Genomic DNA, 14,798 nt, shown 5'->3' on the forward strand with positions numbered 1-14,798 from the left:
AAGGGGGCCGCGATGGCAGCCATGAAGCCGCGTACCGGCGACGGACCGATGGAGGCCGTGAAGGAGGGCCGGTTGATCATCGTGCGCGTGCCGCTCGAGGGCGGTGGGCGACTCGTCGTCTCGGTGAATGACGCCGAAGCGAAAGAGCTCTACGACGTGCTCGGTGGTGTCGTCTCCGCCTGACGACCATCCGTTCGCGAAGGCCGGTCCCCTCGGGGGCCGGCCTTCGTCGTTCGCGGCGCGGCCAGGTTCCTGAGCGTGTCGAAGGGCCCGGGACCCGACGAAACGCCTCGGCCGTTCGAGGCCCAAAAGATCCGGGTTACGGATGCCGTGGCATCCGCCCCTCGTCAGACCTCGCTGGGTCGCGTGGTGAGCTGCAGGAGACCTTCGCCGGTGGTCGACAGGGCGCCGATGACCGCGGGGGAGGACTGCACCTCTTGGATGAGCGAGCGGTAGGCCGTGGTGATCGCGTCGCGACGCACCGGGTCGGCGACCGCGCCGTGCGACAGGACGCGCGGGATGAGCACGGTTCCACCGGCGCGCACGAGACGCAGGCCGTGCTCGACGTACTCGATCACGCCCTCCGGGTCGGCGTCGATGAAGACGATGTCGTACGACGCCTCGTTCATGCGCGGGAGGACATCGGATGCCCGGCCGGTGATGAACCGCGCGCGAGCGGGGGCGATGCGCGCGTCGGCGAAGGCCTGACGGGCGGCGCCGAGGTGCTCGGGCTCGCTGTCGATCGTCGTGATCGTGGCGCGCGGCGAGCCGTGCAGGAGCCACAGGCCCGAAACGCCGCCGCCGGTGCCGACCTCGACGATGTTGAGGGCACGCGACGCCGCCGACAGCACGGCCGTCTGGGCGCCGATGGCGGGGCTGATGGGCGCCGCGCCGAGCTCGAGTGCGTGGGCCCGGGCGCGAGCGATGTGCTCGGGCTCGACCGTCGACTCTTGCACGAACCGCTCGTTCGCCTCATGACCGCTCACGTGGACCTCCTTCTCTCAGGCTAGACGGCCGGGGGTGCCTCGACCTCCAGGCGCGGCCGGTAATCTGGACGCATGTTCTTCGGCCTCACGATCGAGAAGCTGATGCTGATCGGCGTGATCGCCGCCCTGCTCGTCGGCCCCGAGCGACTTCCGCGGTACGCCGAGGCGCTCGCGAAGTTCACCAAGCGCGCGAAGGAGACCCTGCAGGGTGCCCGCACGCGCATGCGTGACGAGATGGGCCCCGAGTTCGACGACGTCGACTGGAAGAAGCTCGACCCGCGTCAGTACGACCCGCGCCGCATCATCCGCGAGGCGCTGCTTGACGACACCCCCACCGCGACCATGCGCGCGGCCGGTGCCGCCGCCCTCGCGGCCCGAGAGAAGCCCGACACGACGCCGTTCGTGGCCGGTGAGCGACCTCCGTTCGACGACGAAGCGACCTGACGCGCGAGGTCCTCGAGGCGGCGGAGGTCCCTGAGCGTGCCGAAGGGACCTGGCGTGCGCGGGTTGCGGTGGCTTCGACGGGCTCAGCCACCTGGGTTGCGGAGGTCCCTGAGCTTGTCGGAGGGACGGACCTGGCGCGAGGCTCCGGTGGCTCCGACAGGCTCAGCCACCTTGTGCCGGGCCTGCGCGGGTTGCGGTGGCTTCGACAGGCTCAGCCACCTCGGTGCGACGGCCTCAGCCACCTGGGCGGCCGCGCGCGTCAGACGCTGAGGCGCAGCGGCTTGCCCGAAAGCCCACGCGGGCGCACGGCCAGGGCTGCGGCCGCAGCGTCGATCGCGCGAGCGGCCGGGTCGCCGGGATCGGCGAGCACGACCGGGCGGCCGTCGTCGCCACCGGTGCGCAGCGCGGTGCTGAGGGGAACGGATGCCAGCAGGGGCACCTCGACGCCGTCGCTCGAGAGTGCGCGGGCCACCTCTGCTCCGCCGCCGGAGCCGAACAGGTCGAGCACGGTGCCGTCGGGGAGGGTCAGTGCGGCCATGTTCTCGATGACCCCGATGGGGCGCTGGCCGGTCTGACGCGCGACGAGTCCCGAGCGCACGGCGACCTCGGCCGCCGCGGCCTGGGGCGTGGTGACGACGAGCACGTCGGCGTGGGGGAGCAGCTGGCCCACCGAGATCGCGACGTCGCCGGTGCCGGGCGGCATGTCGAGCAGCAGCACGTCGAGGTCGCCGAAGAACACGTCGGTGAGGAACTGCTGCACGGTGCGGTGCAGCATGGGCCCGCGCCACGCGACCGCTCCGGCCGCTTCTTCACCGGGTCGGCGCAGGAACATCCCGATCGAGATGACCTTCACGCCGTAGGCGACCGGCGGGAGGATCAGGTCGTCGAGCTTGGTCGGCGCGGGCGGCAGCCCGTCGGCGTCGACGAGGCCGAGCAGACCCGGGATCGAGAACCCGTGCACGTCGGCGTCGATCAGACCCACGCGCAGCCCGCGCGCGGCGAGGGCGACGGCCAGGTTCGCCGTGACGGTCGACTTGCCGACCCCGCCCTTGCCGCTGGTCACGGCGATCACGCGGGTGAGCGAGTCGGGGCCGAAGGGCATCTCGCGCTTCGCCCGTCCGCCGCGGAGCTTCTCGGTCAGCGCCTTGCGCTCGTCGGGCGACATCACACCGACCCGCACGTCGACCGCGTCGATGCCGTCGACCGAGGCCGCGGCATCCGCCACGTCTCTTTCGATGCGGTCGGCGGCCGGGCATCCGACGATCGTCAGCGCGATGCCCACCTCGGCCGTGGTGCCCGAGACGGTGATCTCGCGCAGCATGCCGAGCTCGCCGAGCGGGCGCCGAAGCTCCGGATCGGTGACCGCGGCGACGGCGGAACGGACCCGCTCGGCGAGGACGATGCTCACGAGCCGGGCCGCGCGGGCTCGGAGTGCGTTCCGCGGCGGGTCTCGCCCCGAGCGGCATCCGTCCGCCCCGAATCGGAGCGCGCGGTGTCGTCGTCGTCGAGACGCTCGAGCGCCGCCTTCAGCTCGGCGCGCAGCGTGTCCTTCGTGATGACCTCGTCGGTCAGATCGCGCACGGCCATGCGCAGCGCTACGATCTCGCGGGCCAGGTACTCGGTGTCGGCGAGGTTGCGCTCGGCACGCTGACGGTCCTGCTCGATCTGCACGCGGTCGCGGTCGTCCTGACGGTTCTGCGCGAGCAGGATCAGGGGAGCGGCGTACGACGCCTGCAGAGAGAGCACGAGGGTCAGGGCGGTGAAGCCGATCGCCGCCGAGTCGAAGCGCAGCTCGTCGGGCATGAGCGAGTTCCAGCCCATCCACAGCACGCAGAACAGCGTCAGCGACAGCAGGAACGTGGGCGTGCCCATCGCGCGGGCCACCCACTCGGTGAAGCGGCCGAAGCGGTCACGAGAGGGCTGCGGTGCCCGCGGGGCGAGCACGCCGGTGCGGCCGCGGGGCGCATCGAGGGCGGGGGTGCGGTTGTTGCGTGCCATCAGCGCCTCCTCGGGGTCTGGGGGATCTGGGTCGGAATGCTCGACGTGTGCGTGGGTCTGATCGTCGCCTTGGGTTTCGGATCATCGCTGTCGTGCGTGCGCCAGTCGTCGGGCAGCAGGTAATCGAGCACGTCGTCGACGCTCACGCAGCCGACGAGGCGGTGCGCCTGATCGACGACCGGCAGCGACACGAGGTTGTAGCTCGCGAGCAGGCGCGCGACCTCGGCCGCGGTGGCGTCGGCGGGCACGGGCTCGAGCGTGTCGTCGATGATCGCGCCGAGGCGCTCGTGCGGGGGGTAGCGCAGCATCCGCTGGAAGTGCACGGTGCCCAGCAGGCGCCCGGTGGGCGTCTCGTACGGCGGGAGGGTGATGAACACGGATGCCGCGAGGGCGGGGTGCAGCTCGTGCCGGCGGATCAGCGCGAGGGCCTCGGCCACCGTGGCATCGGCCGACAGCACGATGGGCTCCGGCGTCATGAGGCCACCGGCGGTGTCGGGGCCGTACTGCAGCAGGGCGCGCACGTCGTCGGCCTCTTCGGGCTCCATGAGTTCGAGCAGCTGCTCGGAGCGCGACTCGGGCAGCTGGCCCAGCAGGTCGGCGGCGTCGTCGGGCTCCATGGCGTCGAGGATGTCGGCGGCGCGCTCGTCGCCGAGCTGCTCGAGGATGTGCACCTGCTCGTCTTCGGGCATCTCTTCGAGCGCGTCGGCGAGGCGGTCGTCGCTGAGCTCTTCGGCGACCTCGATGAGGCGCTCTTCGGGTAGGTCGAGCAGGGTGTTCGCGAGGTCGGCCGGCTTGAGCTCGGAGTAGGTCGCCACCAGCTGCTCGGCCGACTGGGCCTCACCGGGGGCCTGGTTCTCGCGCACTTCGGTCCACGCGGCGAAGGTCGTCGCGCCCTTGGCGAAGGGCGACGCGCTCGTGCGGGGGCGACGCAGGAACAGCTGCCCCACGTCCCATTCGCCGAGGCGGTTGCGCTCGATCGCGACGTCTTCGATGACCGCGGTGCCCGAGCCGTCGACGAGGCTCACGCGGCGACCGAGCATCTCGGCCATCACCCGCACCTCGCCGCCGCGCTGCTGGAAGCGGCGCACGTTGATGAGGCCCGTCGTGATGACCTGGCCCGACTGGATCGAGGTGACGCGTCCGATGGACACGAACACATGTCGACGGCCGGGGATCTCGACGACGAGGCCCACGACGCGCGGCGCCGCCGACGCGCGGTAGATCACCACGACGTCGCGCACCTTGCCCAGACGGTCTCCCGCCGGGTCGAACACCGTGCAGCCCGCCAAGCGGGCGACGAAAACCCTTTGCGTGCTCACCGGTACAGCGTAGTCCGCGCCTCGTCTGCAACACCTCGGGAACGGTCAGGCGCGCGTGACAGGATGGTGAAATGAGTATGTTCGCGCAGCGTCCGGGTGCCGGACGCGACGAGGTCGGCGACAAGATCGCCTCGTTCCCCACCTATGAGCAGGCGCAGAAGGCGGTCTCGTCGCTGATCGCCGGCGAGGTGCCCGCGCGCGACATCGTGATCGTCGGGTCGGGCCTGCGGTCGATCGAACGCATCACCGGCAAGCTCGGCTATGCCACCGCCGCCCGCTCGGGTGCGCTCAACGGCCTCATGCTCGGTCTGCTCTTCGCCTTCATCTTCGTGCTGGGCACCCCGACGGTGCAGATCTCGGCCTTCATCGGCGTGCTGCTCGTCGGCATGGCGCTCGGCATGCTGCTGAGCCTCGGCACGTACTCGATCGTGCGCCGCCGCCGCGACTTCGCCTCGGTCATGCAGGTCGCCGCCGACCACTACGACGTGTGCGTCGCATCCAGCAGCGCGCAGAAGGCCCGCGGGATCGTCGGGCCGACCGGCTCGGGTCAACGCACCGTGGTCTCGCGTCCGACGTCGACGGATGCCGCTCCGCCCCAGTACGGCGAGCGTGTGGCGCCCGGCTCGCACGCCCCGTCGGCTCCTCCGCGTCCGCCCGTGCCCTCGTCGACGCCCACGCACGACGACGAGCCCCCGCGCTATGGCGAGCGGATCACGCCGAAGCCCCCGGTGACGCAGCCGCGCCCGAGCGAGCCGCGTGCTGACGAGCCGCGGGCTGAAGAGCCGCGCCGGGCCGAGCCGCGCCGGGCCGAGCCGCGCCCGGCCGAGCCGCGCCCGGCAGAGCCGCGCACTGACAAGCCCCGCTCTGACGAGGCGCGTGCCGAGGAGCCGCGCCCGGCCGAGCCGCGCTCGGCAGAGCCGCGCGCTGACGAGGCGCGTGCCGACGAGCCGCAGGGCGAGCAGCCCCGCGAGGCCGCGCCCGACGGCTCCCACCCGACCGAGCGGTGACGCCCGAGCCCGCGCCGGTCGCCGCGCCGGTCCGCATTCCGGTCGCCCTGCCGACCGGGGCGACGGAGGTGTCGGGCTTGTGGTCCGCGGCATCCGGAACCGATGCCGTGGTCGCCCTCGCCCACGGCGCCGGTGCGGGCATGAACCACCCGTTCCTCGCGGGTCTCGCCGATGCGCTGGCCGCCGCGGGAGTCTCGGTGCTGCGCTTCGTCTTCCCCTACGTCGAGGCGGGGAGACGCATGCCCGGGCCCGCGCCGCACGCGGTGGCGACGTGGACCGGCGTTGAGGCCTGGCTCGCCGCGAACGCTTCGGGCCCGTACGCGGCCGTGGGAAAGTCGTACGGCGGGCGCATGGCATCCGTGGCCACGGCGGAGGGCGTGATCGCTCCCGCCGGTCTCGCCTACCTCGGGTATCCGCTTCACCCGCCCGGGCGGCCCGACAAGCCGCGCCGCGAGCACCTGCCCGCCGTCGCCGTTCCGCAGCTGTTCGTCGAGGGCGAGAACGACCCGTTCATCGATCCGCGGGCGCAGTTCGACGAGGTCGTGGCCTCGTGCCAGAACGCCACGGTGCACTGGATCGCCGGCGGCAACCACTCGTTCGAGGTGAAGGGCGCGCGGCGCCCGGCCGATGAGATCGGTGCGGCGCTGGCCCCGGTCATCGCGGAGTTCGCGCGCTCGCTCTGACGCGCTGGACGTCGGCGCTCCGCCGCGGCGGGCGTAACGCAGGAGTTTCGACGTCGGTGCAATGCACGACTCCAGCAATCTCGCGCCGGGGAGGGCGCGGAGGCCGCTGGTGCGTCGAATCTCCGGAGTTGTGTCCGGGCCCCGCGCCCCTGACTCCGCCCGGCGCCGACCCTGACGCCGCCCGGCGCCGCCCGGCGCCGCGCCTTGCCGCGGCGGGCGTAACGCAGGAGATTCGGCGTCGATGCAGTGCACAACTCCTGCAATTTCGCGCCGGGGAGGGCGCGGAGGCCGCTGCTGCGTCGAAATCTCCGGAGTTGTGTCCGGGCCCCGCGCCCCAACTCCGCCCGGCGCCGCGCCCTAACTCCGCCCGGCCCCGCGCCCTGACTCCGCCCGGCGCCGACCCTGACTCCGCCCGGCGCCGACCCTGACTCCGCCCGGCGCCGCGCCTCGTCGCGGCGGGCGTAACGCAGGAGTTTCGGCGTCGGCGCGGTGCACGGCTCCTGCAATTTCGCGCCGGGGAGGGCGCGGAGGCCGCTGGTGCGTCGAAATCTCCGGAGTTGTGTCCGGGTCCGCGTCGCCCCTGCCGGGTGCCGCGGAGAGTCGCAGCTTCAGGCGTCAGCGCCCCGGAGTCCGTCCGGCGCCGCGCGGGGGTTTCACGGGCGCGAACGTAACGCAGGAGTTTCGGCGTCGGCGCGGTGTACGACTCCTGCAATTTCGCGCCGGGGAGGGCGCGGAGGCCCCGCGTGCGTCGAAATTTCCGGAGTTGTGTCCGGGTCGCCCCTCCGCTGCCGCCCGGCGCCGCCCCCGCCACAGCCTCGCGTCGCGCCGCATCACGCCCCTCCGCGTCAGCGCCCGGCCGCGTAGCCCTGCGCCCCGCGGGGGTTCGCCGCGGCCCACAGCACGCCGTCGGCTCCGCGCCCGACGGCGGTGACGCGGCCGAGGGCCCAGTCGCCCGCCCGGCGCACCCGATGCCCGCGCTTTTCGAGAGCCTCGATGACCTGCTCGCCCAGCCGGTCCTCGACGGCCACCCCCGCGGGCACCCACGTGCGCGGCCAGAACGAGTCGATGAGCGCGGTGATATTCAGGTTCGGCGCGTCGATCGCCTGCTGAGCGCTGTATCCGCCGACGAGCATGCGCAGCAGCACCGTGAGCTGCCACTGGTCCTGCTGGTCGCCGCCGGGGGAGCCGATCGCGATCACCTCGTCGCCGCGCGACACCAGGGTCGGGGTCAGCGTGGTGCGCGGGCGGCGGCCGGGAGTCAGCGAGGCCGGGTGCCCCGGCACCAGCCACGTCGCCTGCAGGCGCGTGCCCAGGCAGAAGCCCAGCGACGGCACGGTCGGAGACGACTGCAACCAGCCGCCCGACGGGGTCGCCGAGATGACGTTGCCCCACCGGTCGATCACGTCGAGGTGGCACGTGTCGCCGCGGGTCTGCCCCGATCGGTCGACCGTGGGCTCTCCGGTCGAACCGTCGGTGCTCGCGTGGTCGGTGCGCAGCGGCGGGAGCACCGGGTCGCGACCCTCGGGGGATCCCGGATGCCACGCGGCCGAGGCCTCGCGCCCGATCAAGGCCCGCCGGGCGGCGATGTAGTCGTCGGCGAGCAGGGCGTCGATGTCGACGGCTCCGCCCGCGTCGCCGAACCACGCGTCGCGATCGGCGTAGGCGAGCTTCTGCGCCTCGAGCAGCAGGTGCGCTCCCTCGATCGACGACGGGTCGAGGTCGTCGGCGTCGTCGATCAACCGAAGGGTGTGCAGCAGAGCGGGTCCCTGGGTCCAGGTTCCGGCCTTGAACACGTCCCACCCACGGAAACTCGTCGACACGGCGGGCTCGAAGGACGCGCGCCAGGTGGCCAGATCGTCAGCATCCAGGATGCCGGGATGATCGGCGCCGTCGGCGTGCCGGTGCGGCTGCGCGATGAAGGCCGCGGCCTCGGGCAGCACGGTGGTCATCCAGTGCTCACGGGCCGCGTCGATGCGCGCGGCACGGTCGTCCGCCCGCCCCGGGGCGCTTCGCCTGGGCGTGTCCGAGGCGTGCCCGCCCGACGCGTGGCCGCGCGACGCGCGCGTGTCAGACACGTGGCCGTCCGACGTGTGCCCGCCCGACGCGTGGCCGCGCGACGCGCGCGTGTCAGACACGTGACCGTCCGACGTGTGCCCGCCAGACGCGTGCCCGCCCGAAGCGTGGCCGCGCGACGCGCGCGTGTCAGACACGTGACCGTCCGACGTGTGCCCGCCAGACGCGTGCCCGCCCGACGCGTGGCCGCGCGACGCGCGCGCGTCAGACACGTGACGGTCCGACGTGTGCCCGCCAGACGCGTGCCCGCCCGACGCGTGGCCGCGCGACGCGCGCGTGTCAGACACATGACCGTCCGACGCGTGGCCGCGCGACGCGTGCGTGCCTGACGCGTCGCCGCCCTGCGCTCCCTCGCCCCGCGCCCCCGCCGCGACCAGTCCGTCGAGCACGTCGGCGTACGCCGGGTTGCGCACCAGCGAGTCGGCGGCGGGAGGCGTGCCCTCCGGCATCCACCGCTCCGCCGAACTCGGCCAGTGGTCGCGGAACAGCTCGGCGACCCGGGCGATCGTCGCCGCGGCCCCCGCCACGAGCGGGTGCCCATCGCGGGCGTACCCGGTCGCGTAGGCGAGCACGTCGCCGAGCTCCCACGTGCCGTGATCGCGCAGCAGCAGCAGCCACGCGTCGACGGCTCCCGGCACGGCGGCGGCGAGACCTCCCGCTCCGGGCACCAGGTCGAGGCCACGGCCGCGGAAGTGCTCGATCGTCGCGCGCGCGGGCGCCGGGCCCTGGCCCATGAGCACAACGGGTTCCGCCGCGCCCGCGGGCCGGATGAGGGCGACGAGGTCGCCTCCGGGGCCGTTCAGGTGCGGCTCGACGACGTGCAGCACGAACGCCGCGGCGACCGCCGCATCGAACGCGTTGCCGCCGCGCTCGAGCACGGACTGCGCCGTGGCGGTCGCCGTCCAGTGCGTCGAGGCCGACATGCCGAACGTGCCCCGCAGGGTCGGCCGGGTGGTGAACGCTGCCACCGGCGCGAACGTCATCGCTTGAGCCGGGCGATCCACTCCTCGACCTCGTCGGCCGTGCGCGGAATGCCGGCTGAGAGGTTGACGGGTCCGTCGGCGGTCATCACGATGTCGTCCTCGATGCGCGCGCCGATGCCGCGGTACTCCTCGGGAACCGTGAGGTCGTCGATCTGGAAGTACAGGCCGGGTTCGATCGTGAAGACCATGCCGGGCTCGAGCAGTCCGTCGTAGTACATGTCGCGCCGTGCCTGCGCGCAGTCGTGCACGTCGATGCCGAGGTGGTGGCTCGTGCCGTGAACCATGTACCGGCGGTGCTGGCCGCCGTTGTCGGCGTCGAGTGCCTCTTCGGCGGTGACGGGCAGCAGGCCCCATTCGGCGACGCGTGCGGCGATGACCTCCATCGCGGCCTCGTGCAGGCGGCGGAACGGCACGCCCACCTTGGCTGCGGCGAACGAGGCGTCGGCCGCCTCGCGCACGGTCTCGTAGATGCGGCGCTGGATGTCGGTGAAGGTACCCGACACCGGCAGCGTGCGGGTGATGTCGGCGGTGTAGAGGCTGTCGACCTCGACGCCCGCGTCGAGCAGGATCAGATCGCCCGGCTTGACGGGTCCGTCGTTGCGCGTCCAGTGCAGGTAGCAGGCGTGCGGACCCGAGGCGGCGATGGTGTCGTAGCCGACGCTGTTGCCGTCGCTGCGGGCGCGCTGGTGGAACACGCCCTCGACGATGCGCTCACCGCGCGGGTGCTCGATGATGCGGGGGAGCTCGGCGATCACGTCGTCGAATCCACGGCCGGTGACCTCGACGGCGAGGGCCATCTGGGCCAGCTCGTACTCGTCCTTCACCAGGCGCAGCTCCGAGACGAAGCGCGTCAGCTGATCGTCTTCGCCGACGGTGCGGTCGTCGTCGCCGGCGACGAAGTCCGACAGGTGTGCGGTGGCCAGGCCCAGGTCGGCGGCCACGCCGTCGAGCGCGGGGCGCGGGCCGATCCAGAACTCGCCAATCGAGGCATCCGAGTAGAACTCCGACGTCGTGCGGTCGGCACGCTCGCGGAAGTACAGCACGGCCTCGTGTCCCTCGTCGCGCGGCTCGAAGACGAGCAGGGCGTCGGGCTCGGCGTCGCTGCCCCAGCCGGTGAGGTGCGAGAAGGCCGAGTGGGCGCGGAAGGGGTAATCGCAGTCGTTGCTGCGCTGCTTGAGGCCTCCTGCGGGGACCACGAGACGCTGGCCGGGGAAGGCCGCCGAAACCTTCGCGCGTCGGCGCGCCGTCCACGACGCCTGCTCCCGCGGCTCGGGGAGCGCGGCGGGGTGCTCGGCCCAGCCCGTCGAGATCGTGTCGAGGAAGCCGCGGGGGAACGGCGCCTTGCGGTTGCTGGGGGCGTCGAGCTTCTGCTCGTCTGCCTGGGGCTCGGCGGTCGTGGCGACGGCGGTCTGCGTGGCGGTGTCGGTGGAGGAGGGGGCGTCCATCGTTCCAGTCTCGCACCGCCGCGCGCGTTGTGCACGGATGCGCGGCCGTGGTGAGAACGCGGCGCCGGGCGGGTGGCATCCGGAGCCTCGTGCGAGGGCGGGTCGCCTCAGCCGCCGGTGCGCTCGAGCTGCACGACGATCGGACGGTGATCGCTGCCCGAGCCGTCGAGAGTGCGCATGACGACGGAGCCCGACACGGCCCAATCGGGGGTGGCCATCACGTGGTCGATGGGTGCGCCCAGCAGGGCCGGGGCGTTCGTGGGCCAGGTGCCGACGCCGCCGTTTCCGCTGTCGGATGCCGTGTCGTGGCAGCGACCGAGGGTGCCGCCGTCGACGCCCATCCCGGTCATGTGGTCGAGCGTGGCGTTGAAGTCACCGGCGAGGATGACGTTGTCGCTCGCGCACTGATCCGCCAGCCACTGCAGGTCGCTGCGCCACTGCGTCATGTACTCCTCGCGGGGGGCGACGGCGTGTGCGGCGACGATGATCGGCCCGTTTCCCGAGACGGGCATGGCGACCGCGCTCGGCACGGTCGAGGTGTTGCTCGAGCCGTCGAGCGACGACTGGATCACCGAGTAGTCGCCCAGCTCGGGCTTGATGAGCACGGTGGTCGAGGTGGCATCCCACCCCGTGATGCCGTACTCGCCGTACTCGGCGTGGTGCGCCCACATCGGCTGCCCCATGTCGCGCATCAGCTTCGCGACCTCGGCGCCGGTGTCGATGGTCGTCTCGGGCAGGGTCACCACGTCGGCCTGCATGCCGACGGCGAACTGCGCGATCGATTCCGCCGAGGTCGCCGAGCCCGCGGTGTTCCAGGTCATGACGCGCAGGCTGGTGTCGGTCTTGGCCGGCAGGGTCTCGGTGCCGAGGCCGCGCTGGTTCAGCAGAGCGACGTTGACGCCGCCCGAGACGCCGAAGATCAGCGCCAGCACGAGCGCGAGGGCGCGGATCGGCCGGATGAGCGCGAACAGCAGCATCAGCAGGGTCGCAGCCAGCAGCGCGGCGGCGATCGGGGCGCGGAACGAGATGATCTGGGCGAGCGGGAAGGTGCGCTCGAGCCCGAACGCCGAGGGCCACGTCAGCACTGCGGCGCCCGCCGCGAAGGCGAGCGCGACCAGGAGACCGAGCAATCGACGCACGCACCCGACCATAGGTGAGCCGTCTGGGAGATCGGCGGATGCCGCCCGGGTGGCACCCGAGTGCCGGGCCGCTGCGCGGGGTGCTTCGGAGGTTCGGGGCGGGATTCGCAGATTGGGGCGCGACATATCCGCCCCGAACTGCAGAACCTGCCCCGAACCGCGCCGCTCGCCCGTCCCGCGCCGCTCGCTCGTCCCGCGCGTCGAGGGCGGGCGCGATACGCTCGACGGGTGCCGCAGCATCGTCGATTCGAGGGACCGACCGACCTGCACCTGCACTCGTCGCACTCCGATGGCACCGAGCCCCCGGCCGAGGTCATGGCCGCGGCGCACCGGCACGGTCTGCACACCGCGGCGCTCACCGACCATGACACGACGTCGGGGTGGGCCGAGGCCGCCGAGGCTGCGACATCTCTCGGCATGACGTTCGTGCCGGGCATGGAGCTGTCGGCCCGACACCGCTGGCGCAGCGTGCACCTGCTCGCTTACCTCGTCGATCCCGACGACGCCGACCTGCGGGCGATGACCGATCGCATCCGTTCATCGCGTCTGGACCGCGCGCAGATCATGGCCGAGCGCATCTCGCACGACTACGACATCGCGTGGGACGACATCGTCGCCCAGACCACCGACGGCGCCACGGTCGGCCGCCCGCACATCGCCGACGCGCTCGTCGCCCGGGGCATCGTGGTCGATCGGACCGAGGCGTTCGCGAGCATCCTTCACCCCTCGGGCGACTACTACGTCGCGTTGTACGCGCCCGATCCCGTCACGGCGGTCGAGCTCGTCGTCGGCGCGGGCGGAGTGCCGATCATCGCCCACCCGGCCGGCCGCGCCCTGCTCCCCGACAGCGTGTTGACGGCGATGCTCGATGCGGGCCTCGCCGGCTTCGAGCTGCACCACCGCGAGAATCTCCCCGAGCCCACGGCGCTGCTCGCCGACCTCGCCGCCGAGCGCGATCTCATCGTGACCGGCTCGAGCGACTACCACGGTCTCGGCAAGCCCAACATGCCGGGCGAGAACACGACGGCCGACGACATGGTCGCGCGCATCTTCGCCCTCGGCCGCGGCACGGCACCGGTCTTCCCCTAGGCGGCGGCGCTCCCGGCGCAATCCAGATCCCGGATGCCGGGACCCCGCCGCCACGCGAGACGGCGCCGACCCCCGCGGTGGGGATCGGCGCCGTCTCAGCGTGCGTCGCTCAGGAGACGGGGGCCGTGGGGGCGCCCGACGAACCGCCGCTGCGGCGGCGACGGCGGCGACGCGGAGCCGCGTTGCCGTCGTGGTGCTCCTTGCCCGCACCGTCGTGCGTGCCGCCGCCGCCCTCGGAGCGGTCGGCTGCGCCGGCGTCGGTCGAGGTCGCGCCACCCGTCGCCGAGTCGCCACGGCGGCGACGACGCGGACCGCGGGAGCCCTCCGCATCCGGAGTCTCGTTCTTCTTCTCGACCTGCTTGGGCGCGACGGCCTTCGGCGCGGTGACGAGGCGACCCTTGGTGCCCTCGGGGATGTCGAGGTCGGTGTACAGGTGCGGGCTCGACGAGTAGGTCTCGGTGGGCTCGGGCTGGCCGAACTCGAGGGCGCGGTTGATGAGCGCCCACTTGTGCAGGTCGTCCCAGTCGACGAACGTGACCGCGATGCCGGTCTTGCCGGCGCGGCCGGTGCGACCCGCGCGGTGCAGGTAGGTCTTCTCGTCGTCGGGGATCGTGTGGTTGATCACGTGGGTGACGTCGTTGACGTCGATACCGCGGGCGGCGACGTCGGTCGCGATCAACACGTCTTTCTTGCCGGCCTTGAACGCGGCCATCGAGCGCTCGCGCGCTTCCTGGCTCATGTCGCCGTGCACGGCGGCGGCGTTGAAGCCGCGGTCGCCGAGCTCATCCATGAGCTTCTGCGCGGCGCGCTTGGTGCGCGTGAAGATGACGGCCTTCTCACGACCCTCCGACTGAAGGATGCGGGCGATGACCTCGTCTTTGTCGAGCGAGTGCGCGCGGTAGACGAGGTGCTTGATGTTCGCCTGCGTGAGGCCCTCGTCGGGGTCGTTGGCGCGCATGTGGATGGGGTTCGACATGAAGCGGCGGGCGAGCGCGACGATCGGTCCGGGCATCGTCGCCGAGAACAGCTGCGTGTGACGCACCGGCGGGACCTTCGAGAAGATCTTCTCGATGTCGGCGAGGAAGCCGAGGTCGAGCATCTTGTCGGCCTCGTCGAGAACGACCTCGGTCGCGTGCGACAGGTCGAGCAGGCGCTGGTTGGCGAGGTCGATGAGGCGACCGGGGGTTCCGACGACGATCTGCGCGCCGGCCTTGAGCTGGTCGATCTGGCCCTCGTACGCCTTGCCGCCGTAGATGGCGACGACGCTGGTGGGGCGGTTCGAGGTCAGCATGTCCATGTCTTCGTAGACCTGCACCGCGAGCTCGCGGGTGGGGACCACGATGAGGGCCTTCACGCCGGGCTCGGGGGTGGGTCCGAGGCGCTGCACGACGGGGATGCCGAAGCCGAAGGTCTTTCCGGTACCCGTCTTGGCCTGACCGATGATGTCCTGGCCGGGAAGGCCGAGGGGGATCGTCTGCTCCTGGATGGGGAAGGCATCGGTGATGCCCTTGGTCGCGAGGGCGTCGACGATGTCCTGGTCGACGCCGAGATCGGCGAAAGTCGTCATAGTGCGTGCCTGTTCCGGCGGCGAGAGACCGCCTGGGGGAGTCGTATCCACGCCGTCACTCGTCC

Annotated in this window: 13 protein-coding genes; 5 read left to right on the top strand and 8 right to left on the bottom strand. The window is 72.4% G+C overall.

Going from position 1 to position 14,798, the window contains the following annotated elements:
* Positions 1-12 precede the first annotated feature (12 nt).
* Positions 13-183 (top strand): DUF3117 domain-containing protein, encoded by a 171-nt coding sequence (locus tag M3667_RS16080; RefSeq protein ID WP_144835152.1) that lies wholly within the window; start codon positions 13-15, stop codon positions 181-183.
* Positions 184-347: 164 nt separating this feature from the next.
* Here M3667_RS16080 and M3667_RS16085 read toward each other — a convergent pair whose 3' ends face one another.
* Positions 348-986 carry a class I SAM-dependent methyltransferase gene (locus M3667_RS16085; RefSeq protein ID WP_251509521.1) on the bottom strand — a complete coding sequence of 213 codons (639 nt, stop codon included), beginning with the start codon at positions 984-986 and terminating at the stop codon, positions 348-350.
* Positions 987-1,058: 72 nt separating this feature from the next.
* Between M3667_RS16085 and M3667_RS16090 the strand changes: the two genes are divergently transcribed.
* Positions 1,059-1,430 (top strand): Sec-independent protein translocase TatB, encoded by a 372-nt coding sequence (locus M3667_RS16090; protein ID WP_144835148.1) that lies wholly within the window; start codon positions 1,059-1,061, stop codon positions 1,428-1,430.
* A gap of 259 nt (positions 1,431-1,689) precedes the next feature.
* On the opposite strand, the gene M3667_RS16095 is transcribed toward M3667_RS16090, so the two are convergent.
* Genes M3667_RS16095 through M3667_RS16105 form a run of 3 tightly spaced genes read right to left on the bottom strand, consistent with a single transcriptional unit; the run spans position 1,690 to position 4,747 of the window.
* Positions 1,690-2,838 (bottom strand): Mrp/NBP35 family ATP-binding protein, encoded by a 1,149-nt coding sequence (locus tag M3667_RS16095; RefSeq protein WP_251509523.1) that lies wholly within the window; start codon positions 2,836-2,838, stop codon positions 1,690-1,692.
* A complete protein-coding gene (locus M3667_RS16100) occupies positions 2,835-3,428 on the bottom strand; it encodes a DUF1003 domain-containing protein (protein ID WP_251509525.1) in 594 nt (197 codons plus the stop codon). Before M3667_RS16100 ends, M3667_RS16095 begins: the two co-directional genes overlap by 4 nt.
* Complete coding sequence (locus M3667_RS16105; protein ID WP_251509527.1) at positions 3,428-4,747, bottom strand: magnesium transporter; 1,320 nt, start codon at positions 4,745-4,747, stop codon at positions 3,428-3,430. Before M3667_RS16105 ends, M3667_RS16100 begins: the two co-directional genes overlap by 1 nt.
* Before the next feature lie 71 nt (positions 4,748-4,818).
* Here M3667_RS16105 and M3667_RS16110 point away from each other — a divergent pair, with 71 nt between their 5' ends.
* Complete coding sequence (locus M3667_RS16110; RefSeq protein WP_251509528.1) at positions 4,819-5,754, top strand: general stress protein; 936 nt, start codon at positions 4,819-4,821, stop codon at positions 5,752-5,754.
* Positions 5,751-6,437, top strand: coding sequence for an alpha/beta family hydrolase (locus M3667_RS16115; RefSeq protein ID WP_251509530.1), 687 nt, complete (start codon positions 5,751-5,753; stop codon positions 6,435-6,437). Before M3667_RS16110 ends, M3667_RS16115 begins: the two co-directional genes overlap by 4 nt.
* Positions 6,438-7,282: 845 nt before the next feature.
* Here M3667_RS16115 and M3667_RS16120 read toward each other — a convergent pair.
* The 3 genes from M3667_RS16120 to M3667_RS16130 form a co-directional block, all read right to left on the bottom strand.
* A complete protein-coding gene (locus M3667_RS16120) occupies positions 7,283-9,493 on the bottom strand; it encodes a gamma-glutamyltransferase family protein (protein ID WP_251509532.1) in 2,211 nt (736 codons plus the stop codon).
* The gene (locus tag M3667_RS16125; protein ID WP_251509534.1) at positions 9,490-10,938 is read right to left on the bottom strand and encodes an aminopeptidase P family protein; all 1,449 of its coding nucleotides are present in this window, start codon (positions 10,936-10,938) and stop codon (positions 9,490-9,492) included. Before M3667_RS16125 ends, M3667_RS16120 begins: the two co-directional genes overlap by 4 nt.
* 107 nt (positions 10,939-11,045) lie before the next feature.
* The gene (locus M3667_RS16130) at positions 11,046-12,077 is read right to left on the bottom strand and encodes an endonuclease/exonuclease/phosphatase family protein (protein WP_251509536.1); all 1,032 of its coding nucleotides are present in this window, start codon (positions 12,075-12,077) and stop codon (positions 11,046-11,048) included.
* Positions 12,078-12,305: 228 nt separating this feature from the next.
* Here M3667_RS16130 and M3667_RS16135 point away from each other — a divergent pair, with 228 nt between their 5' ends.
* Positions 12,306-13,166, top strand: a complete 861-nt coding sequence (locus tag M3667_RS16135; protein WP_230704838.1) for a PHP domain-containing protein — start codon at positions 12,306-12,308, stop codon at positions 13,164-13,166.
* 109 nt (positions 13,167-13,275) lie between these two features.
* Here the strand turns inward: M3667_RS16135 and M3667_RS16140 are convergent, their stop codons facing one another.
* A complete protein-coding gene (locus tag M3667_RS16140) occupies positions 13,276-14,733 on the bottom strand; it encodes a DEAD/DEAH box helicase (RefSeq protein ID WP_251509538.1) in 1,458 nt (485 codons plus the stop codon).
* Between the last annotated feature and the right edge of the window lie 65 nt (positions 14,734-14,798).

Source organism: Microbacterium sp. P26, assembly GCF_023712585.1.
Classification (GTDB): Bacteria; Actinomycetota; Actinomycetes; order Actinomycetales; family Microbacteriaceae; genus Microbacterium; species Microbacterium algihabitans_A.